Below are 20635 nucleotides of genomic sequence, written 5' to 3' on the forward strand. Positions count from 1 at the left end.
GTTTGGTACTACAATGCAGCAAAAGTTCAAGCGTTTTTGACTTCAAAGGCTGAGGGGATAAAGGAAAATGGGAGATGTTAGACCTGTGCCTGTAGGCATAGTTGGCGCTTCAGGTTATGGCGGCGTGCAACTGGTGCGACTGCTGGCGGATCACCCAGCGGCCGAAGTAGTGTATGTAGGCGGGGATAGCAGTGCGGGAAAACCTTTTTCCAGCCTTTATCCGCATCTGACTAACTGCATTGACTTGACTATCGAGGCGATCGACTTAGATAAAATAGCGGCAAAATGTGAAGTTGTGTTTCTGTCGCTGCCGAACGGTTTAGCTTGCCAAATGGCACCGACGCTGATTGAAAAAGGCTGCAAAGTCTTGGATTTGTCGGCTGACTACAGATTTGAAAATCTGGATACTTATAAAGCTTGGTACGGCGGCGAGCGATCGGACTCTGAACTCGCTGCCACCGCTGTTTACGGTTTGCCAGAATTGTACCGCGATCGCATCAAAGACGCTCAATTAGTAGGCTGTGCCGGCTGCTACGTCACTGCTAGTTTATTAGCCCTGGCACCTTTGCTCAAACAAGGTCTGATCGTGCCAGAAACAGCAATTATCGACGCTAAATCCGGTGCTTCGGGAGGGGGCCGCAAAGCCGAAGTTAATCTGTTGTTGGCTGAAGCAGAGGGTTCTCTAGGCGCTTACGGCGTTGGCCGCCACCGCCACACCCCGGAAATCGAGCAAATTTGTAGCGCTTTAGCCGGACAAGATATCAAAGTCCAATTTACTCCCCACTTAATTCCCATGGTACGGGGAATTTTGGCAACAGTTTACTCAACTCTGCGCGATCCGGGATTGGTTCGGGAAGATTTAATCACGATTTTCACCGCTTTTTACCGCAATTCTCCTTTGGTAAAAGTCTTGCCGGCTGGGGTTTATCCCCAAACAAAATGGGCTTGCGGTACAAATCTTTGTTATATCGGCGTGGAAGTCGATCCGCGTACTGATCGGGTAATTGTGCTGTCGGCGATCGACAATTTAATTAAAGGTCAAGCCGGACAAGGCATCCAGTGCATGAACTTGATGATGGGTTGGGAAGAAACTTTGGGTTTGCCTCAATTGGCTTTCTATCCTTAGTTATTGGGAATGGGTAATTGGGAGTAGTGTCAACTTAAGTTTGAAACCATTGATAAATCTCGTTTGTAGCCGAGGCCTGATCCCCCTCGCATCCCCCTTAAAAAGGGGGACTTTGAATGCTTATTGTTCCCCCCTTGCTTTCGGGGGGCTAGGGGGGATCATGCCTCGGCGGTAAACAGCAGTCTGTGACTAAGTTTGACTTTAAGTTGACACCAATGGATAATGGGGAATTACCCATGCCCAAGTTTTATTTCGGCCCGTAGCCGATCGCTCCAGCATAAATTGCCCGATCGCCCAATTCGTCCTCAATCCGCAATAAACGGTTATATTTGGCAACTCGTTCGCTGCGGCACAGAGAACCAGTCTTGATTTGGCCTGCGCGAGTCGCTACCGCTAAATCAGCAATTGTAGTATCTTCAGTTTCACCGGAACGGTGGCTAATTACCGATCGATAGCTGTTGCGCTTCCCTAGGTCGATCGTATCCAAAGTCTCAGTCAAAGAACCAATTTGATTCAGCTTAATCAAAATCGAATTGCTAGCTTTCAAATCAATTCCTTTTTGCAAGCGCGTGCGGTTAGTAACAAACAAATCGTCGCCCACCAACTGAATTTTGCTGCCCATTTTTTGAGTCATCGCCACCCAACTATCCCAATCGTCTTCGTGCAAACCATCTTCAATGGAAACGATCGGATATTGACCGACTAAACCATCCAAATAATCGATTAATTCAGCGGGGGAATGAGCCACACCGTCGTAGGTGTACTTCCCATCTTTGTAAAACTCGCTAGCAGCAACATCCAAAGCCAAAGCAACTTGTTCCCCTGGCTTGTAACCAGCTTTTTCAATTGCCATCATCAACAAATCCAAAGCTTCCTGATTGGAGCCCAAATTAGGAGCAAAGCCACCTTCATCGCCAACACCAGTCAGCAAGTTTTTGTCTTTTAAGACTTTAGCCAGACTAGCAAATACTTCAGCTCCCCAGCGCAAAGCTTCCTTAAAAGAAGGCGCTCCGACAGGTACAATCATAAACTCTTGAATGTCTACGTTGTTGTCGGCGTGGGAACCACCGTTGATAACGTTCATCAAAGGCACGGGTAAAACGTTCGCTAAAGTGCCACCGAGGTAGCGATACAGCGGGATTTGTAAAGTATCGGCGGCAGCCTTTGCTGTGGCTAGGGAGACTCCGAGAATGGCATTGGCGCCGAGGTTAGACTTGTTGGGGGAACCGTCCAAGTCAATCATGGTTTGGTCTACCAGTGCTTGGTCGATCGCATCCAAACCAGCCAAAGCGGGAGCAATTTTGTGTTCGACGTTAGCAACGGCTTTCAGAACCCCCTTTCCACCGTAACGTTTTTTGTCATCGTCGCGGAGCTCGTGGGCTTCAAAAGATCCTGTAGAGGCGCCGCTAGGGACTTGGGCGAGTCCCATAACACCATTGGCTAAATAAACTTCAGCTTCGATGGTAGGGCGGCCGCGGGAGTCGAGGATTTCTCTGGCTTTAATCAATTCGATCGCAGTGTCTTGCATATTAACGATTCCTGACTTAACTCAAGGTTTGATGACATTTGGCAGTCTGTCGGTTCTCCCACACTGACTGCTGACGGGTAATAGAGTACGCGATCCCCAGAATTATTAGCGCATAGTTCAAAATATTTGCGGATTTGGGTTGGTTGTCAATAAATTATGCTTATTGATTAAGATTTCTGAACAATTGTGACACAAACTTGATTTTTTTAACCGCAGATTCACGCAGAATTGGTAATTGGAACATTTGTTAAAAATAGAATGTCAACAAATTCAATCTCAACCAGGGAAAACTTAAATGTTAGAAACAACTTTCACAGAAGTTAAGGCATTAGCGGAAAATCCCGACCCAATTATTCCCGATCCCCCCAACATCAGATTGCTTACAGGCCCACTGCCAAATCCCAGCGACCCCAACTTTTTCGACCTTACTGCCAATAACGATATAGTTCAATTAGCCAACGGAATTCTGCGTAACACTCCGGGAGGTTTGCGCGCCTTAGCAGGCGACGATTTTGTCAGAGGTTCCGCTGCTGCGGAATTGATGAACGGGAACAGCGGCACAGATACTTTAATCGGAGGTTGCGGCAACGATACTATTCGAGGCGGTCAAGATTTTGACATACTCTACGGAGAATGCGGCAACGATGTTCTCAGCGGAAACCAAGGCGATGATGTCGCCTATGGAGGTACGGGAAATGATTTTGTCAGAGGTGGTCAAGGCAATGATGCTTTAATAGGAGACAGCGGCAACGATACTCTAATCGGTGATGCCGGAATTGACAGACTTTGGGGAGGAGAAGGTGCAGATTTGTTTGTTATCCGCAGAGAAGCGGGAGCAACTTCACGGGAATTTGGTTCAGATCAACCGCGTCCTGCGGGTACTTTTCCTGTTAGTGTAGATGAAGTGCCAGCCGATTTTATTCTCGATTACAATCCGACTCAAGGTGATGTAATTGGATTAGCAGGAGGATTGACGCGAAATGATCTTGTTTTAACCGAAAAGTTTTTAACCATTGGCGATGCCAGAAGTTACGACAGCAGTGGGCCTGTTCGTCCGGGAACGATTCAAACTGCTGATTTTAGATTTCTGAATACTAAGGCGACGGTGATTCGCGAAGCTAGTACCGGCAATATTTTGGGTTTGGTGAAAGATGTGTCGCCTTCTCAACTTCAGTTTACATCTGTAGTGGATGGGGCGATCGGTCTAGGATAACCCTAATAAGTTCGTAGTGAGGACTTCAGTCCTTCTTAAAAGTTCGTAGTGAGGACTTCAGTCCTTCTTAAAAGTTCGTAGTGAGGACTTCAGTCCTTCTTCTTTCGTTCGTAGTGAGGACTTCAGTCCTTCTTCTTTCGTTCGTAGTGAGGACTTCAGTCCTTCTTCTTTCGTTCGTAGTGAGGACTTCAGTCCTTCTTTCAGGTTCGTAGTGAGGACTTCAGTCCTTCTTTCAGGTTCGTAGTGAGGACTTCAGTCCTTCTTTCAGGTTCGTAGTGAGGACTTCAGTCCTTCTTTCAGGTTCGTAGTGAGGACTTCAGTCCTTCTTTCAGGTTCGTAGTGAGGACTTCAGTCCTCTGTTAATTATTGAATCAATCAGGACTGAAGTTCATGCTAAAAATACTCTAATAAGTTCGATTGTTCAAACTTCAGTCCTCTCTTAAATCTTGAATTAACAACCAACTTAACCAATGCGGTATGCCTCGCCCTACAATATTTAAGATTGCCAGAAATCCGTCACATCATATCCCATTTCACCGAGCATTCGCCGCAGCAGAGGCAAACTCAAACCGATCACATTCGTGTGACATCCTTCGATTTTTTCCACAAAAAAACCGCCTTTACCTTCGAGTGCAAAACAACCGGCACAGGCGAGGGGTTCTCCGGTAGCTACGTAGGCTGCAATTTGGCGCGAGCTCGCTTGGGCAAAATGAACTTTTGTAACTTGACAGCGAACTAGCGATCGCTCCATGGCGTCATTAAAGTTATCAAACCTAGTATGAATTAAAGCATGACCAGTATAAAGTTCGCCAACTTTACCGCGCATTTTGTCCCAGCGCGAGATTGCTTCTTGGGCATCCTTCGGTTTGCCGTGAATTTCGCCATCAATGACCAAAATTGAATCGCATCCCAACACCAAACACGATTTGGGATTTGGGATTTGCGGGTGAGAATTAGCGAGCAAAAAACTAGCTACAGCGTCAGCTTTTCCCTCTGCTAAAACCTGGACTAATTTAGTAGCATCCCTCATTTGTATTTGCCTTTCATCAAAGTCGCTGGGGCAAATAACCGCTTGAATTCCCGCACTGTTTAGCAGGCTGCGGCGGGCTGGGGAAGCTGATGCCAATACAAAAGTTGGTGTTTTCATAATTTAAGAAGTCATTAGTCATTGGTCATCTCGCCCGCTCGCGAAGCCGAAGGGTGGTCATTGGTCATTGGTCATTAGTCATTGGTCATTAGTCATTTATTTTTAATAACCAATTCACAATCAACAATATTTTTTAGTCCAATTTCCCATAACTAATAACCAATAACTTTTCAACCTAATAAACAGAGAAAGACTTAACAACTTTCTCAAAAGCTTCTTTAACTTTGGGCCAACGTTCTTCGGTAGTGGATACGTTAAGCGTAAATAGTTTGCCGCGGCTGACGGCTACGCTGGCTAAGTTGTGTCTTTGTTGGTTTGGGAGTTTGACGGCGTATTCTAAAAGGTAATAATTTTTCGATCGCGATTCCCGAGCTTCTGCATTGACTAATTCAGCTTCGCGCCCCGAATCAGGCGGGGCGATCGCAGTTTTGCTAAGCTTGTATCCAACATCCGTCGGCGTGCCCAAATCAGCCAGAGTTTTGTCCCCCACCACTGGACTGATAACCACGCTGACATTCTCGGTTTGCTGGATCAAGTCGCGGAATACCACATCGGGCCCGTTGGAAACCGCGATCGGCAACCAGCCGTTAGGATAGAGAAATTGATAGCCGTCGCCAGTATCAACGTAGCTCTTGAGTCCGGTGACTTTAGACACACAACCTGTCAAGCTGAGGCTTAAAACCACCAGAAGTATTGCTGCAATTCGTTTGAACATTATTTTATCGATCGGGTAACACTAAAATATTTAATTTAAATTGTCTCACCAAACCTTACCCTAAACATAGTTAAGCTATGGATCGCCGTTTGTGCATATCTGGCAAGCCATAGCCGTCAAGTTTAATTCTTATCAAAATAATTACAGGTGAGTCAGCCAGCTAATCAGTCCGTGCTTGGTGGAAACTTCTAAAGCCAAGAGAGAAACAAAACCGATCATTGCGAGGCGGCCGTTCAAGCGTTCTGCGTAGGGAGTAAAGCCGGTGCGGGGTTCGTCATCAATGTATACTTGTGGCTCGATCGCAAAATTGTTCATTTTGCCGTCGTTATCCAGGAGTAGGCCTCTGTTAGTCATTTTGGTTTTTTAACTTCGTTTTTGTGTACTGTAAATAAATGTAACAGACTAATGAAGATATGTAAAGGATTGTGAGTTTTTTTTTTCAAAGCCGCGACTCGGACACCCGTTTTCCCAAAAAAATGCCACTCGGGGCAAGCTCGAAACCCCGATAGAATCAGGAATTTCCAGTCTAAAATCTAAAATCTAAAATCTAAAATCTAAAAGGGTTTGACTGTGGAGAGTAGACTGGCGGCCCCAGAGGGGGGAGGATAGAGTTGAGACGCAAAAAAGTAGACGGTGTAGCAAATCCGGTCTGGGTTTGATGAAAATTGTGGAAGAAGGGAGGAAAAGTTTATGCGGGCCAGTCTGGAAATGCGGTGGTTTTATAGCGGTACGCTGCCAAAGCCGATCGGGCAATGGTTTGGAAGCGAGAGTCTGGGCGGGTATCTGTCGCCGCCGGAAGAACGAGAAGATTTATATTTGCTGATACCTAGTTGCGACTACTTGGGAGTAAAACTGCGCGGGAAAAATTTACAGGTAAAGTGGCGGCAGGCAGAATTGGGGGTGATGCAGTTCGGCAACCGCTGGGAAGGCAAAGCCGAGAAATGGCTGAAGTGGATATGTGCCGACACGATGGCGCCGCTACCGGCGGATATGATGGCAACTGGAAAGTGGGTGAAGGTGAAAAAAAAGCGAGCCCAGCGTCTTTACCAAGTTTCTGCCCCGGGCGTGCTGATGTCTGTACCTGTCGAAGCACCGATTCCCCAAGGCTGCATTGTAGAAATTACGCAGTTAAATGTGAACGGGAGTGCGTCGTGGACTTTGGGATTTGAAGCGTTTGGTGGCGAAAGTTTTTTGGCAGAAAGTCTGCAAACAGTAGCTAATTGGACTAGCAAGAGTTATCAGGCGCAAAAGTTGAAAGCTGAGGATTCTTCTGGTTATCCGATTTGGCTGGCTGTTAACAGTTGACAGTTGACAGAAGAGCCCGCCCGCGAAGTCGAGGGGTTGACTTCGGAGTGCGAAGTTTTTAGGCAGGGGATTTAAGCCCCTGCCTAAAAACAATCAACCTAAAGGTGAGGGCTTAAATCCCCTGTGATGACGGTAAATAAGTCATTGGTCATTGGTCATTGGTCATGAGTCATTAGTCATGAGTCATTGGTCATTTTAGCCTGAGCGTAGCCGAAGGCTGGTCATTGGTCATTGGTCATTCATTAGACAAGATTGCAAAAGTCCTTTTAATCACATTTTCGGACGGGCAAGATGCCCATCCCACAAGAGAAAAAATTTTTGTGGGATGGGCATCTTGCCCGTCCCAGGTATTTTTGCAAGAGGTCTATTAGTCAGGGAGCATCAAGTCGAGCATCTGAGATCCCAAAAAGTATGTACGACTTGCGAGCGTCCTCGAAGAGCTCTACAAATGCAAAACTGAGATGTTCCCAGGGGAGATGGCGATTCTCTCCTTCTCCTACTCAGACAGTCTCCCGACTCGATCGGCACTTCTGAGAATTTGACAAGCCAAAATCGCCGCCCCAAACCCATTATCAATATTCACCACACCCACACCAGCCGCACAAGAATTGAGCATAGTTAACAGAGGAGCAATCCCGCCAAAACTTGCGCCGTAACCCACACTTGTCGGCACAGCAATCACCGGACAATCTGCCAAACCCGCCACCACACTCGCCAAAGCACCTTCCATTCCAGCAACCGCAATCAACACATCAGCATCATCAATCACGTGGCGATTACTCAGCAAGCGGTGAATGCCGGCAACTCCCACATCCCACAAACGCCGCACCCCAAAACCGCAAAGTTCCGCAGTCACAGCCGCCTCTTCCGCCACAGGCAAATCTGCTGTTCCCGCACTGATAATAGTCACAGTACCCGGACGCTGGGGAGTTGGAGATTTAGCAGAAATTGCACAAATTCGAGCTGTTTGGTAGTAGCACAAATCTGGTATTTTTTGCTGCAATTGCTCGAAAACTTCTGGTTCAATTCGTGTCGCCATCACCGCAGGATTTCGCCCGCGCATCGCCTCGATAATCTCCACAATTTGCTCGGGCGTTTTCCCTGGGCCCCAGATTACTTCGGGAAAACCTGTTCTTAAGGTGCGGTGGTGGTCAATTTTGGCAAAATCACCGACTTGTTCAAAGTCAAAATGCTTTAATTTGTCCAATGCTGCGATCGGGCTAACATCACCGGCCGCTACAGATTCGAGTAACTTCTGTAAAATTTCAGGTTCCATGAATTAATGATATCCACTCAGCTAAAATAACAATAGCAAAATTGGTTCGTAGTGAGGACTTTAGTCCTTCTTGATGCGGACTAAAGTCCTCACTACGAACCCATAATGACTATTCGGTAATTTTCAGTTCGTACAAATTCCAGAAAGCACCGCCGATCGCACTATAGCGAATTCCCGAAAGGCGATCGCGCACAGCCTCAAAATTTAGTGGATTCACCATGTAAATAAAAGGCACTTGTTCCGATATGATCCGCTGAGTCTCCCCATACAGTTCTTTGCGCTTCGCCTCATCGAGTTCCTGAGAAGCCTTCACATAAAAGTCATCGATTTTCTGCTCCCAGTCGTACACTTCCCGGCCTTTAAACGGTGGTTCTCCGGGTTGGGGGCCCTGATTGAAACTGTGCAAAGTCCCGTTTACCGACCAAATATTGTAGCCGCTGTGGGGTTCAGTACCTCCGGTAAAAGCGCCGAGGTAAGTATCCCAATTTTTAGTCAAGCGCAGCTTTTCCACATAAGTGTTAAAACTCAGGAACTGCGTATCAATTTCCATCCCCAATTTACCCAAATCTTGCTTGATTTGCGTTCCCATTTGCTCGCGCACTTTTTTACCCGCAGCCATCAACAAAGTAAACCGCACTTTGTTGCCCTCACCATCCAACAATTCGCCGTTACTATTATACTTGAAGCCTGCACTTAACAGTAACTCTTTCGATTTTTGCGGATCGTAACTGTAAGTTTTCAATCCCTGTTCGGGAGACAAGTAAAACGGACTTTGGGCTGGAATTGGAGAGTGCAGCGGCGCCCCAAGTCCGCGATAGATATTGTTAGTCATGGCGGATCGGTTGATGCCATAGGCGATCGCCTGCCGAAACTCCTTAGTCGTGAACCAGCGAGACTTAATTGGGTCTACAAACGGCTGATTTTGAGCGTTACGCCCCTTATTCAGATTGAAACACATAAACACGCTACCAGTATCCGGCCCGCCGTTGAACACCGTATATTTGCCGCGTTTTTCCTCGCGTTTCAGCAGCGGGAACACCTCCGGCTGCACGTCCAAAGTATCCAAATCGCCCGATCGAAAATTCAGCAGTTGAGTATCGGTGTTTTCGATAATTTGCCAGACAATTTGCTGGATGTAAGGCTGACTGTTACCTGCTGGATCTTTGCGCCAAAAATACGGATTTCGTTCCAAAACAACGCGCTGATTGGGAGTATAGCTCAGCATTCGGTATTGACCGTTACCGACAATTTTCTTGGGGTCAGTATCCGTACCCCAAGCCGACAGAAATTTAGGCTTCCCGTCAGCCTCGGTCTGGGTGGCAACTTCCTGTAGAATATGAGCTGGTAAAATTGGTATTGCGCCAGCAAATCTAATAAAAGGAGCAAAAGGTTCTGGTACTGAAAATTCAATGCGGCGGCTGTCAATTTTTTTGAGCTTTGGCAATTGACGGCTCGTACCAACTCTCAGAGTATCTTTCAAACCGCTAGGAATTTTTTCATTGAAATAAATCTTTTCATAGGTGAAGATAATGTCATCAGTTGTCATCGGTTCGCCGTCCGACCATTTCAAGCCTTCTCGCAGGGTGAAGACAATCTTTTTGCCATCTTTAGAAACTTCCCAGGACTCAGCTAAACCGGGTTCTAGTTTCGATGTTACACCGTTTTCATTGAGCAATCCCTCATACATATAGCCAAAGACGCTATATGCAGATTGATTTAGCGGGTAGTTGAAGGTAGCCGGGCCGCTGGGGGTAGGAACGACGAGTCTGTTTGCTAAGTTAGTCGATCGCACGGGACTGCAAGCTGAGATACTGATAGCTGCAATTAAACCGAACAAAATAGCCAACCAGCGGCGCTTTGAATGTAAAATAGGGGAAATTTTCATAATAGTTTACCAAAGAATATGGTTTCGCATCAAGGCCTATAAGGACAGGGCCCAAATCCTTCATAAAAACAGCGCTGTCAACTGTCAACTGTCAACTGTCAACTGTCAACTGTACCACCTGCGTGCAATTATGACTGAGATTGTAGCCAACCGAGAAAGTTTTTAGTGACAGAGAAATACTTGGTAATCCCGGCTTCTAGCAAAACATCTTGAACTGCCGGTATGCCAAATTCTTTGAAATTACCGCTGAGAAATACTTTGGTTTCTGTGGAATGCGATCGGGCATGACTGAGGATACAATGCAAAATCAAATTGTCTGTTGGGTCTTTTTCGATTAAAGTTGCGTTTAAGCTTGCTTCGATAATCTCTGGATTTAATGCAATCATTTCTGCATTTCGCGACATCAGACTTATCGCTTCCCGCAAGCGAAATTTAATTTCATCTATTCGATAGCGATAGTAAACTAATGACTCTTCTAAGTGAAAAGATAGAGATGTGGCGTATTCAGATGTCACATCTCGCTTTGTTTCGCTAACTTGACGACTTAGCTGTTCCTTAAAAGAGTTTTGTCGCTTCAACTCATCCTCTAAAGCTGACAAAGCCGACCTGTAACAAATGCTGGGTATTACCAACTGAACTGATGAGGACAAATCCCTGAGCAACATAATTGCTTCAGCCTCACGCCCTGTAGTAATACTCATCAGAAAGTTGGTCTCGATATATACGATTGCCACCTAATTCCACTCCTGATTTTGTTGTTCCACCTGCGAGTAATGGCAGCAAACCAATGGCTGCTATCTGTTCCGATGCTGGCGGATTTTTTGATTTCCAGTTATAGTCTAAGTCATGCAGCCACGATTCAATTAGCCCCTCAATGGTACTTTCAAAGAGCCATTTACTGCCAAAGCTCGGCATATAATAGCGACATATTTCACCTGTATTGAGAGTGCAAACAGGCTCCGATAAATTCACGCCATCCCATTTGAACATCAAAATTTGTTCCGCGTCAATAAACATAGCATAGGGGATGATCGTGTTTCTTTCAGACACCTTAGCTAACACAGCTTTTAGCCAATCGATCGCGCGATCGACAATTTTCTGTTTCGCAGCCGGTTCTTGAGCTTGAATGATTTTAACCTCGATGAGTGCGACTATGTTATCGTCCTTATCCAATGCGATCACATCTGCGTCTACAGGAAATTGTAATTCCCAGGTGTCAGTATCCATGATTTCAGCCTTCCTACGGTATAAATTGAAGTTCTATTTTTTGCCCAGCAAAACTACAGCATAGGCTGCGATTCCTTCCTCTCTCCCTACGGGGCCTAACTTTTCGTTAGTAGTAGCTTTGATGGCAACTTGGTCAGGTTTTAATTGTAGAACAGTAGAAAGGCGATCGCGCATTTGCTCGATATGCGGTTTCAGCTTCGGACGTTCAGCCACTACCACCGAGTCAATATTGCCAATTTCCCAGCCTTTATCTAATATTAACTGATTGACTTGTGCCAGCAACATCAGACTGTCTGCACCTTTCCATTTTGGATCAGTTGGCGGGAAATACAAGCCGATATCTCCCAAGCTGAGAGCTCCCAGCATCGCGTCCATGATAGCGTGAGTAAGCACGTCTGCGTCGCTGTGCCCTAATAGGCCTAATTCGTGGGGAATGTGCACGCCACCGAGGATCAAAGGGCGTTCTGGAACTAAGCAATGAATGTCGTAGCCGTTACCGATGCGGATGTTCATGTCAAAAAGTAGATGTTTGGGGAATGCAGACAGCAGGCAATTATCGCACAGTTTGTCTGGGGATAGGTGAGTTTTTCGGGCGATCGACTTATTTTACTTTTGGGCAGATATTGGAGGAATGCGATCGGCTGTTAAGATTACAACTTTCCCATCTTGCCAAACTGCAATTGATTCACCTAATTTACGGTGTCTTTCAATAGCTGCTGCAACTGCGGCTTTCACTCCCGCATTAATTTTATTGTGTAAAGCAATCATTTCTTGTTCGTTCATCTGAATTACTCACTAATTTGATTCCAAATTACACTATTATGAATGATGGGTTGCTGCCGATTAATTATCCCTTCAGCAACTAACATTGGATAATTTTCTGAGCTATCGTAGACCATCCATCCATCACATAATGGTAAGTACAAAGATAGCAGATTTTTTCTTCCTCTGTCATAGCGACGGCGGATGACATCTTCTGGGATAGAATGACCGCCGCTAGCTACCCGGCTGGCTACTCTGGCTACGGCTAGTTCGGGCGATCGCAACCAAAAGTAAATTAAGTTAATTATATAACCTTTGGTTTTACAACTTCTAATAAAAGTGGCAAAGCTGCGGGCCGCCAGAGTTGTCTCAAAAGCAAAATCTGTTCCCGAATCAGACAGGGTTTGCAGTCTTTGTAGCATGATTCGTCCGGCGGAAATGGCTACAAACTCGGGATTGAATGGTGAAAGTGCAGCCGCAATCGCGTCAGCATTGATATATTCAAAACAATCTAGAAAGTTGGCAATAAACTCATTGATGCAGTGGTTTTGCCGGAACCGTTAGCGCCGCCAATGATGTAAAGATTCGGCATAGATTTAATTATTCCTGCTTTCTTGAAATCATCTTAATATTCAAAGTATTTGCGTTAATCCGTGTTTATCTAATTTTAATCTGCGGTCGTTCTATAAATCCGTTAAATGAACCGTATTGAAGTCTAACCAACCCGAATCAAATCCGCATAGGAACTCAACAAATCATCCGCCGTCAAACTATCGGTTTCCTGCTGCGGACTCCAAATCACCTCTAAAGTCAGCAAGTTGTCAGCAGGAGTCGCCGCCATTCTTTCTAAAACTGCTTTCAATTTCCCAACATCGCGAATATCTCCAACTAGCGGTTTGGCATTCTTTGTTCCCATTACAAACGTCACTACAATATACTCTCCAGGCCCTTCGTCTTCAGCACTGACAGATGGTCTGCTGCGAATGTCGCCGTTAACCATACTCAGAGTTTCTACACTAAACTTGCTGCGTTCTTGAATGGAAATTTGATTGAATATCTGGGCTGCTTCTTCCAGATTTGCAACTGTTTGGTAACTCGCGACACAGTGAGTCCAACTTTCGGGCGATCGCAAAACAATCAAAACAGCTTCTTGCAAAACTTCTGCCCGATCTGCCACACTTTCTACATCTGATTTTAACGTCAATTCGTTGAGTTGCTGTTGAACTTGGCGAGCTTCGGCTAACATGGCAACTTGCAATTTTTTGACAGCAAAGATATCAGTTTTAGTTTCCTGGTGCGATTTTGGTCGATAATAGTAAATACAGTAAGCTATTAATGCTAGAGTCCCTACGGAAACAAACAGCCAAAACCAAAACCATTTGGCATCTTCAGAAGATTCTGAACTCGGATCTCTATCCGAGTTGCTATCAGTAGTAATTGGTGCTGGATTAACAGCGGGCTGTTGATTATTGGAACCTGTATTTTGCTGGTTGTTGCCGGAATTGTAGGGAACTACATAACTCGGCCCTGAATTATAGGTGCGCTGCTGAATAATTACTGTTCTGTTATTGCCAGACTGTTGCGGAATCGGAGCGCTAGGTACGGCGACAGGTGTAGGTGCAGCGGGCTTTTCAAAAGAGCCAGTACGAACTCTTCCCCCAGTATTGCCGCTGTTACTGGGGCGGCTGGGATTGGAATTAGCAGCATTATTTGGTCTGCTGTTGCTGGAAGTAGAAGAATTAGAAGAACTAGAACGGTTGGAATTGGAAGAAGAACTAGAAGAACTCGATCGCCCGCCACTACTTCCGCCACTGCTTCTGGCCAAAGCTTCCCTGTTGAGATTGAACAGTTGACTGCCACTGTTAGCAGTTAAATTTACAGTAACTTCACTGGCGAGCAAAAAGCCGATCGCCCAACAGCACAAAAGTTGATTTTTGAGCATAAATTTATCTGGGAAAAATAGAGTGTTAAATCAAAACGGTTAACAGCCAACAGCCCACAGTCAAAAGTTAATTAATCAGGTAGCAAATCCGGGCGGCGCGATCGAGTTCTTTCGATTTGCTGTTCCTTGCGCCAGCGAGCAATTTCTGCGTGATTACCAGATAGCAACACGTCGGGCACCTTCAATCCCCGAAAATCGGCAGGTCTAGTGTACTGTGGATAGTCTAAAAGTCCGTCTTCAAAACTCTCAAATTTCAGTGAATCTTCCTTCGCCACAGTTCCCCGTAGCAGTCGCAAAACCCCATTAATCAAAGCCAAAGCGGGAATTTCGCCGCCAGTGAGGACAAAATCGCCTAGAGACACCTCGCGAGTTACCAAGTGCAGCACTCGATCGTCCACACCCTCATAATGGCCACAAATCAACACCAACTGATCGCACTCGGTGGCGAACTCCCGAAACATCGGCTGCTGCATCGGTTCCCCCTGGGGAGTCAGCAAAATCACCTCCCGCCTCGGTAAAATCGGTAGCGACTCCACCGCAGCAAAAATCGGTTCCGGCTTCATCAGCATCCCGACTCCGCCCCCGTAAGGCTCGTCATCGACTCGCTGGTGCTTGTCTGTGGTAAAATGGCGGGGATTGACAAAATTTACCTCAGCAATCTTTTTGGCTAAGGCTTTGCCCATCAGTCCCGATGCTAGGGGAGCCTCAAAAAATTCAGGAAATAGGGTAACAACGTCAAATCGCACAATAGTTGGAATTTATTGATACATCACCTCTAGTTTGACCCTTAGAGGCCGATCGGTTTTCAGTAATTGCTTTATTTTTTATAATTTCTTATAATTTCTGAGAATTTTTGCAACTTAAATTCTCTTCCTTTGTCTAAGAGCCGATTTTGTACAACAATCATCTGTTCTCAGGACGGTGATTTTCTTACACTAGGCCCCAAACAACTGCGCGATCGCTCGATCGGCGATGGCACTTCACTACCAGGAAAAAATATTCACTCTTAAAAAGCCCCATTGTACTAACAGCCACGGCAAAATTTAATTTCACATCCAACAGAGGAAGACACACCATGCAGCAGTTGACATCTCAAGCCCTGGAACACAATCTTTCCCAGCGCACGAAAACCTCGATTATGGTCATCGGGGGAGCCGAAGACAAAGTGCACGGGCGAGAGATTCTGAATACCTTTTTTTGCCGTGCTGGGGGCACAAACGCTCGGCTGGCGATCGTCCCCTGCGCTTCCCGAGATCCCGAAGGAATTAGCAACCGCTACCGCACCATATTTGATGAAATGGGAGTTAGCGCCGTCAAAGTCATTGACATCCGCGAACGCGAACAAGGCGAAAACCCTGTCTGGAAAGATTATTTAGAAGATTGTACGGGCGTATTCATCACAGGTGGCGACCAACTGCGACTCTGCGGGCTGCTGGCGGACACCCCGCTGATGGAAAAAATTCGCGAATATGCTCTCTCGGGCAAGATTACCCTCGCCGGCACCAGCGCGGGTGCTGCGGTGATGGGATATCACATGATTGCTGGCGGCGGAAGCGGCGCATCACCCAACCGCTCTTTAGTAGATATGGCACACGGACTAAACATTATTCCCGATATCATCGTAGACCAGCATTTTCACAACCGTAACCGCATGGCTCGCTTGCTGTCGGCTGTTGCTTGCCATCCCGATCGCCTTGCTATTGGTATTGACGAAGATACCTGCGCCTTGTTTGAGGGAGACGATACTATGAAAGTTCTCGGTAAAGGCACGGTGACTATTGTTGATTCTAGGGAAAGTTTTTATACCAATGAGGGCATGGTAGCAGCGACAGAACCCTTAAGTCTGTTCAATATGCGCTTGCACGTCTTGTGTCACGGAGATTGCTACAATATGCCCCTAGGCAAACCAATGCCATCGGCAGCCTGTTCTGAGTCTGGCTGGCCTTTGGAATGCCGCACAACAAACTAACCCAGAATATCAGAGTCATCGATCGGGCAGAAAGTATGTGGCATTCGGGCCGAATCATGGATACAACAGAAGGATGTATTCCAAACCAGCCACGGGCTGACACCAGAAGGTAGAATCACACAAAATTCTACCTTCTGGCTTATAGTTTGTTTCTGCCCTTGACCTGCACTTGTCTCTAGCCCGATCGCTGAGGCATTAATTGTCAACACGGGCGGCCCATAACTGGAAATTCAATGCAAAACTGTTCGCTGCGAACAGTCGATCGAGCAATCTAGCTCCAAATTGAATAAATGCTGCAATTACCTATAAGATTTAGCGACCCATACCCCTCTTACTGTCATGAAAATACTTAAAATCCAGACGTTACGCGGCCCCAACTACTGGAGCATCCGACGCCACAAACTCGTCCTGATGCGTCTGGATTTAGAGGAATTGGCAGATAAAACTACATCTGAAATTCCTGGCTTCTACGAAGGGTTGACCGCCACACTCCCGAGTTTAGACGACCATCACTGTTCTCCCGGCCATCGCGGAGGCTTCCTGCAACGTGTTAGAGAAGGCACAATGATGGGACACGTCATCGAACACGTAGCCCTAGAACTTCAGGAAATGGCAGGAATGCCGGTCGGGTTCGGTCGCACCCGCGAGACGGCTACACCAGGAATTTACCAAGTAGTAATCGAGTATCAAAACGAACAAGCAGGTCGCTATGCTACCCGCGCAGGCGTGCGGATGTGCCAGAGCATTGCCGATACAGGCTCTTATCCAGCAGCAGAATTAGCTCAAGATTTGAAAGACCTCAGAGAGTTTGCTTTGTCAGCAGCCCTGGGCCCGAGTACCGAAACACTGATCAAGGAAGCAGAAGCTCGCGGCATTCCCTGGATACCCTTGAGCGCTCGGTTTATGATTCAACTCGGGTACGGCGTCCACCAAAAGCGGATTCAGGCAACTCTGAGCAACCGCACGGGAGTTTTGGGGGTAGAACTAGCCTGCGATAAGGAAGGTACCAAAAATATCCTCGGCGCTGCTGGCGTGCCGGTGCCGAGAGGAACGGTAATTAATTATTTGGACGAACTGCGCGGGGCGATCGAAGATGTGGGCGGTTTTCCGATCGTCCTGAAACCGCTAGATGGCAACCACGGCCGCGGAATTACGATCGACATCAACTCCTGGGAAGTAGCAGAAGAAGCCTACGATTTAGCCAGCGAGGCATCAAAAACCAAGAGTGTGATAGTCGAGCGCTATTACACCGGACGCGATCATAGAGTATTAGTAATCAACGGGCAAGTCGTAGCAGTCGCCGAACGAGTCCCCGCTAACGTTGTGGGTAACGGCAGGGATACAGTAGAACAGCTCGTAGAAGAAGTAAACCGCGATCCGCAGCGGGGAGACGGACACGACAACGTGCTCACCCGGATCACGATCGACAAATTGACCCTAGATTTGCTCGAAAAACAAGGCTACGCAATGGATTCGGTATTGCCCGCCGGCAAAAGAGTATTCTTGCGCGCCACAGCAAACTTGAGTACCGGTGGCATCGCAGTCGATCGTACCGACGAAATCCACCCCGAAAATGTCTGGCTATTTTCCAGAGTTGCCAAAATCATCGGTTTAGACATCGCCGGCATTGACGTAGTAACAGACGATATTTCTGTGCCCCTGCGCGATGTCAACGGCGTCATCGTCGAAGTCAACGCAGCACCGGGTTTCAGAATGCACGTCGCACCGAGTCAGGGTTTGCCCCGCAACGTCGCCGGTGCAGTATTCGATATGTTGTTCCCCTCACCTCAAGCCACCCGAGTGCCGATTTTAGCGGTGACGGGAACCAATGGTAAAACTACAACCACTCGCCTGTTAGCCCACATTGTCAAGCAAACTGGTCAGATTACCGGCTACACGACGACAGACGGCACTTATATCGGCGATTATTTGGTTGATAGCGGCGATAATACCGGGCCACAAAGCGCTCATTTGATTTTGTCCGATCCGACGGTGGAAGTGGCGGTGCTGGAAACGGCTAGAGGTGGAATTTTGCGATCGGGCTTGGGCTTCGATCAGTGCGATGTCGGCGTTGTTTTGAACGTCGCAGCAGATCACTTGGGCATCGGCGACATCGACACCGTGGAACAATTAGCCAAACTCAAGAGCGTCCTGGTTGAGTCGGTAATGCCCAAAGGCTATGCAGTTTTGAATGCCGACGACCCGCTAGTATCAGAAATGGCGAAGCGTGTCAAGGCTCAAATTGCATATTTTTCAATGAACCCGGACAACGAATTGGTTGCCAAACACACCGCTGCGGGCGGGCTGGCTGCAATTTACGAAAATGGGTATTTGTCGATCCTCAAAGGCGATTGGACGCTGAGAATTGAACAGGCTGTGAATGTGCCGCTAACAATGGGCGGGCGCGCGCCGTTTATGATTGCTAATGCTTTGGCGGCTTGTTTGGCGGCTTTTGCTCAAGGAGTGAAAATAGAGGATATTCGATCGGCTTTATCAACATTCCAAGCATCCGTCGGGCAAACTCCGGGACGGATGAACCTGTTTAACTTGGGCAGCTATCACGCTTTGCTCGACTACGCCCACAACCCGCACAGCTACAAAGCTTTGGGCAGTTTCGTCCAGAATTGGCAGGGAATGCGAATCGGGGTAGTTGGTGCGCCTGGAGACAGACGAGATGAAGATTTTGTCACCTTGGGCAAACTTTCCGCCGATATGTTCGATCGTATTATTGTCAAAGAAGATATTGACAGACGTGGGCGAGAACCCGGTGTGGTGGCTAAGTTAATATGCCAAGGTATTGCTGAGGCTATTGCCGCACGCACCCCAGATCAATCCAAAGTTCAATACGAGTTGATTCTCGACGAAACAATTGCTGTTAACAAGGCTTTAGACGAAGCGCCGAAGGGCAGTTTGGTGGTGATTTTACCTGAAGGTGTCAACAAAGCTCTGACTTTAATTGAAGCCCGGAAACCGATTAAGGAATCTGTGGCAAATGTCGTTAATGTCGATCGGCTTCAAGAGTCGCGGGACAGCTTGAAAACTTCGGTGTAAATCAAGGCTAAACTCTGAAGTTTGATTGAATTAATAGGTTGGGTTTAATTGTCTTAAACCCAACCTATTTGTTTGAGGAGTTATAGCAATCGCCACAGAGGTGAGGACATAAATAATACCATTTTTTTAAAATTATGAGAAACTTTCATGTAAAGGTAAAGGAAATAATTACAAAGCCCAATTGTTCTGTATCTCTACCATATCTTTAAAAAATGGTATTACCATAACAAAAATGGTTCGTAGTGTGGACTTTAGTCCGCAATAAGAGCGGACTAAAGTCCACACTACGAACCTTATACCATTTTTTTAAAGTTATGATAGAGTTTTATCAAAAGGTCAAGGAGATAACTACAATGTCCAATGGTCGTTTATCTCTATTGCATCTTTAGAAAAATGGTATAACCTGATGAATAGAGCTGATATCCCATAGCATAAACGGTTTGATTTCCTTACTCTGCAACTGTCAACTGTCAACTGTCAACTGCTATACGTAATTCCTGATTTTTAAACTTTTATTCAGCTTCTTCGCTAGAATGCAGATCCTTCAATAGTTTAGCTGCAATTGCAATGAGCTCGTATACAGAGTTTTCCGTAAGTTGTGTGCTTTTGAAGCCATGAGCAATAGGATTGCGTAAAGAAAGTGAATTCATTAGCAACTGATACTCAGATTTAGAAATTACGCCCTCTGCTGTTAGTTTTTTGACTAAATAATGCGGCTCTAATCTTTGCAAACTTAACTCTTCTTTTTGGGCAACAATCCTCAAAGTTGCCTCAACTAAAGACCAGGAATATAGCATAGCCGACTCTAGATGTTGTGTGACAAGTTGCTTAGCGACTTGCAAGCCCAACTCTATTTCAGACTCTTGAAAAGAATCCTCAGCTTTGGGAATATCTACTGCATCCTCAGAGTTAGTCATCATTAACTCAAACCTCCAACCAGGATTTTTTGCTACTGCTTGGGCTAAATATTGAGTAGACGATGAGTTGAGTGAAGTGCGCGATTTGACTTCAATAATCACTGACTCTTCCCCCCGACGCACGATCAAATCTGGGGGATAACTTTTGAGGAATTCAGGTAAATCTTCAAGATTTGGAGGAAATAAAATTTCATAACCTTTCTGACGATACTCCTCTGCTATTTTTAGCAATTGCTCTCTTTCTCTGTTTGCAGTTAGGGTTGCCATCATGTCAGTACCTCTGGATCAGGAGCATCAATTACGAGAATGTGCAATAATTCATTACCACGGGCAAATCCTTCCGCTAGAATCGAGGTCATATTTTCTACTTTAAAGTTAGTTGATAAATTCCTCTTGCGGGCGAGGACATCAGTTACTTGATCGTCATCGACATAGGCTAGCCCGATAATTGCATCTTGAATTGGCTTTACTATAGAACCCATTTGACATCTTTGAGTTTTTGGGTTGGGTGACGAGAAATACCGAGATTAACCCGGTTTCTGAGATTTACGCCCGGGGCAAGAAACCGGGTT

The 20635-nt window shown here is 46.3% G+C and carries 20 protein-coding genes; 5 read left to right on the forward strand and 15 right to left on the reverse strand.

The genetic code is table 11. The features are described from left to right. Positions 1 to 67: 67 nt before the first annotated feature. Positions 68 to 1126: an N-acetyl-gamma-glutamyl-phosphate reductase gene (argC, locus tag QZW47_RS28880; protein ID WP_293135523.1), complete on the forward strand. Its 1059-nt coding sequence runs from the start codon at positions 68 to 70 to the stop codon at positions 1124 to 1126. A 247-nt stretch (positions 1127 to 1373) separates the two neighbouring features. On the opposite strand, the gene eno is transcribed toward argC, so the two are convergent. Then, positions 1374 to 2663 carry a phosphopyruvate hydratase gene (gene eno / locus QZW47_RS28885; RefSeq protein ID WP_366930948.1) on the reverse strand — a complete coding sequence of 430 codons (1290 nt, stop codon included), beginning with the start codon at positions 2661 to 2663 and terminating at the stop codon, positions 1374 to 1376. Between the two features lie 286 nt (positions 2664 to 2949). On the opposite strand from eno, the gene QZW47_RS28890 reads away from it, so the two are divergent. After that, positions 2950 to 3867: a calcium-binding protein gene (locus tag QZW47_RS28890; RefSeq protein WP_293135529.1), complete on the forward strand. Its 918-nt coding sequence runs from the start codon at positions 2950 to 2952 to the stop codon at positions 3865 to 3867. A 496-nt stretch (positions 3868 to 4363) separates the two neighbouring features. Here QZW47_RS28890 and QZW47_RS28895 read toward each other — a convergent pair whose 3' ends face one another. The 3 genes from QZW47_RS28895 to QZW47_RS28905 all read right to left on the reverse strand — a co-directional run bounded on the left by QZW47_RS28895 (position 4364) and on the right by QZW47_RS28905 (position 6083). Further along, complete coding sequence (locus QZW47_RS28895) at positions 4364 to 5014, reverse strand: nucleoside triphosphate pyrophosphatase (protein WP_293135532.1); 651 nt, start codon at positions 5012 to 5014, stop codon at positions 4364 to 4366. Positions 5015 to 5189: 175 nt separating this feature from the next. After that, a complete protein-coding gene (gene psbP, locus QZW47_RS28900) occupies positions 5190 to 5729 on the reverse strand; it encodes a photosystem II reaction center PsbP (protein ID WP_293135535.1) in 540 nt (179 codons plus the stop codon). A 141-nt stretch (positions 5730 to 5870) separates the two neighbouring features. Next, positions 5871 to 6083 (reverse strand): high light inducible protein, encoded by a 213-nt coding sequence (locus QZW47_RS28905; protein ID WP_293135538.1) that lies wholly within the window; start codon positions 6081 to 6083, stop codon positions 5871 to 5873. 336 nt (positions 6084 to 6419) lie between these two features. Between QZW47_RS28905 and QZW47_RS28910 the strand changes: the two genes are divergently transcribed. Beyond that, the gene (locus tag QZW47_RS28910) at positions 6420 to 7034 is read left to right on the forward strand and encodes a hypothetical protein (protein ID WP_293135541.1); all 615 of its coding nucleotides are present in this window, start codon (positions 6420 to 6422) and stop codon (positions 7032 to 7034) included. 496 nt (positions 7035 to 7530) lie between these two features. Here QZW47_RS28910 and larB read toward each other — a convergent pair whose 3' ends face one another. The 9 genes from larB to trmD form a co-directional block, all read right to left on the reverse strand. Continuing rightward, positions 7531 to 8310: a nickel pincer cofactor biosynthesis protein LarB gene (gene larB, locus QZW47_RS28915; protein ID WP_293135544.1), complete on the reverse strand. Its 780-nt coding sequence runs from the start codon at positions 8308 to 8310 to the stop codon at positions 7531 to 7533. 109 nt (positions 8311 to 8419) lie between these two features. Then, positions 8420 to 10195: an ABC transporter substrate-binding protein gene (locus QZW47_RS28920; protein WP_293135547.1), complete on the reverse strand. Its 1776-nt coding sequence runs from the start codon at positions 10193 to 10195 to the stop codon at positions 8420 to 8422. Between the two features lie 128 nt (positions 10196 to 10323). After that, entirely contained in the window at positions 10324 to 10896 is a 573-nt protein-coding gene (locus QZW47_RS28925; RefSeq protein WP_293135550.1) for a PIN domain-containing protein, read from the reverse strand. Then, positions 10874 to 11422 carry a hypothetical protein gene (locus QZW47_RS28930; RefSeq protein ID WP_293135553.1) on the reverse strand — a complete coding sequence of 183 codons (549 nt, stop codon included), beginning with the start codon at positions 11420 to 11422 and terminating at the stop codon, positions 10874 to 10876. The genes QZW47_RS28925 and QZW47_RS28930 overlap by 23 nt, the downstream gene beginning before the upstream one ends. Before the next feature lie 33 nt (positions 11423 to 11455). Continuing rightward, positions 11456 to 11935 carry a 2-C-methyl-D-erythritol 2,4-cyclodiphosphate synthase gene (ispF, locus tag QZW47_RS28935; RefSeq protein WP_293135556.1) on the reverse strand — a complete coding sequence of 160 codons (480 nt, stop codon included), beginning with the start codon at positions 11933 to 11935 and terminating at the stop codon, positions 11456 to 11458. A 93-nt stretch (positions 11936 to 12028) separates the two neighbouring features. Then, positions 12029 to 12205: a hypothetical protein gene (locus QZW47_RS28940; protein WP_293135559.1), complete on the reverse strand. Its 177-nt coding sequence runs from the start codon at positions 12203 to 12205 to the stop codon at positions 12029 to 12031. A 5-nt stretch (positions 12206 to 12210) separates the two neighbouring features. Next, positions 12211 to 12723 carry a zeta toxin family protein gene (locus QZW47_RS28945; protein ID WP_366930949.1) on the reverse strand — a complete coding sequence of 171 codons (513 nt, stop codon included), beginning with the start codon at positions 12721 to 12723 and terminating at the stop codon, positions 12211 to 12213. Between the two features lie 176 nt (positions 12724 to 12899). Beyond that, complete coding sequence (locus QZW47_RS28950) at positions 12900 to 14126, reverse strand: DUF1517 domain-containing protein (protein ID WP_293135562.1); 1227 nt, start codon at positions 14124 to 14126, stop codon at positions 12900 to 12902. Between the two features lie 71 nt (positions 14127 to 14197). Next, a complete protein-coding gene (trmD, locus tag QZW47_RS28955; protein ID WP_293135565.1) occupies positions 14198 to 14872 on the reverse strand; it encodes a tRNA (guanosine(37)-N1)-methyltransferase TrmD in 675 nt (224 codons plus the stop codon). Between the two features lie 329 nt (positions 14873 to 15201). Here trmD and QZW47_RS28960 point away from each other — a divergent pair, with 329 nt between their 5' ends. Together QZW47_RS28960 and cphA are read left to right on the forward strand one after the other, a co-directional pair. Then, a complete protein-coding gene (locus tag QZW47_RS28960; protein WP_293135568.1) occupies positions 15202 to 16095 on the forward strand; it encodes a cyanophycinase in 894 nt (297 codons plus the stop codon). Positions 16096 to 16434: 339 nt separating this feature from the next. Continuing rightward, positions 16435 to 19146: a cyanophycin synthetase gene (cphA, locus tag QZW47_RS28965; protein WP_293135571.1), complete on the forward strand. Its 2712-nt coding sequence runs from the start codon at positions 16435 to 16437 to the stop codon at positions 19144 to 19146. A 512-nt stretch (positions 19147 to 19658) separates the two neighbouring features. On the opposite strand, the gene QZW47_RS28970 is transcribed toward cphA, so the two are convergent. Further along, the gene (locus tag QZW47_RS28970; RefSeq protein WP_293135574.1) at positions 19659 to 20333 is read right to left on the reverse strand and encodes a hypothetical protein; all 675 of its coding nucleotides are present in this window, start codon (positions 20331 to 20333) and stop codon (positions 19659 to 19661) included. Beyond that, on the reverse strand, positions 20330 to 20545 hold the full coding sequence (locus QZW47_RS28975) for a hypothetical protein (RefSeq protein ID WP_293135577.1): 216 nt from the start codon (positions 20543 to 20545) through the stop codon (positions 20330 to 20332). The genes QZW47_RS28970 and QZW47_RS28975 overlap by 4 nt, the downstream gene beginning before the upstream one ends. Between the last annotated feature and the right edge of the window lie 90 nt (positions 20546 to 20635).

Origin of the sequence: Microcoleus sp. bin38.metabat.b11b12b14.051, assembly GCF_013299165.1 — a bacterium.
Lineage (GTDB): Bacteria > Cyanobacteriota > Cyanobacteriia > Cyanobacteriales > Microcoleaceae > Microcoleus.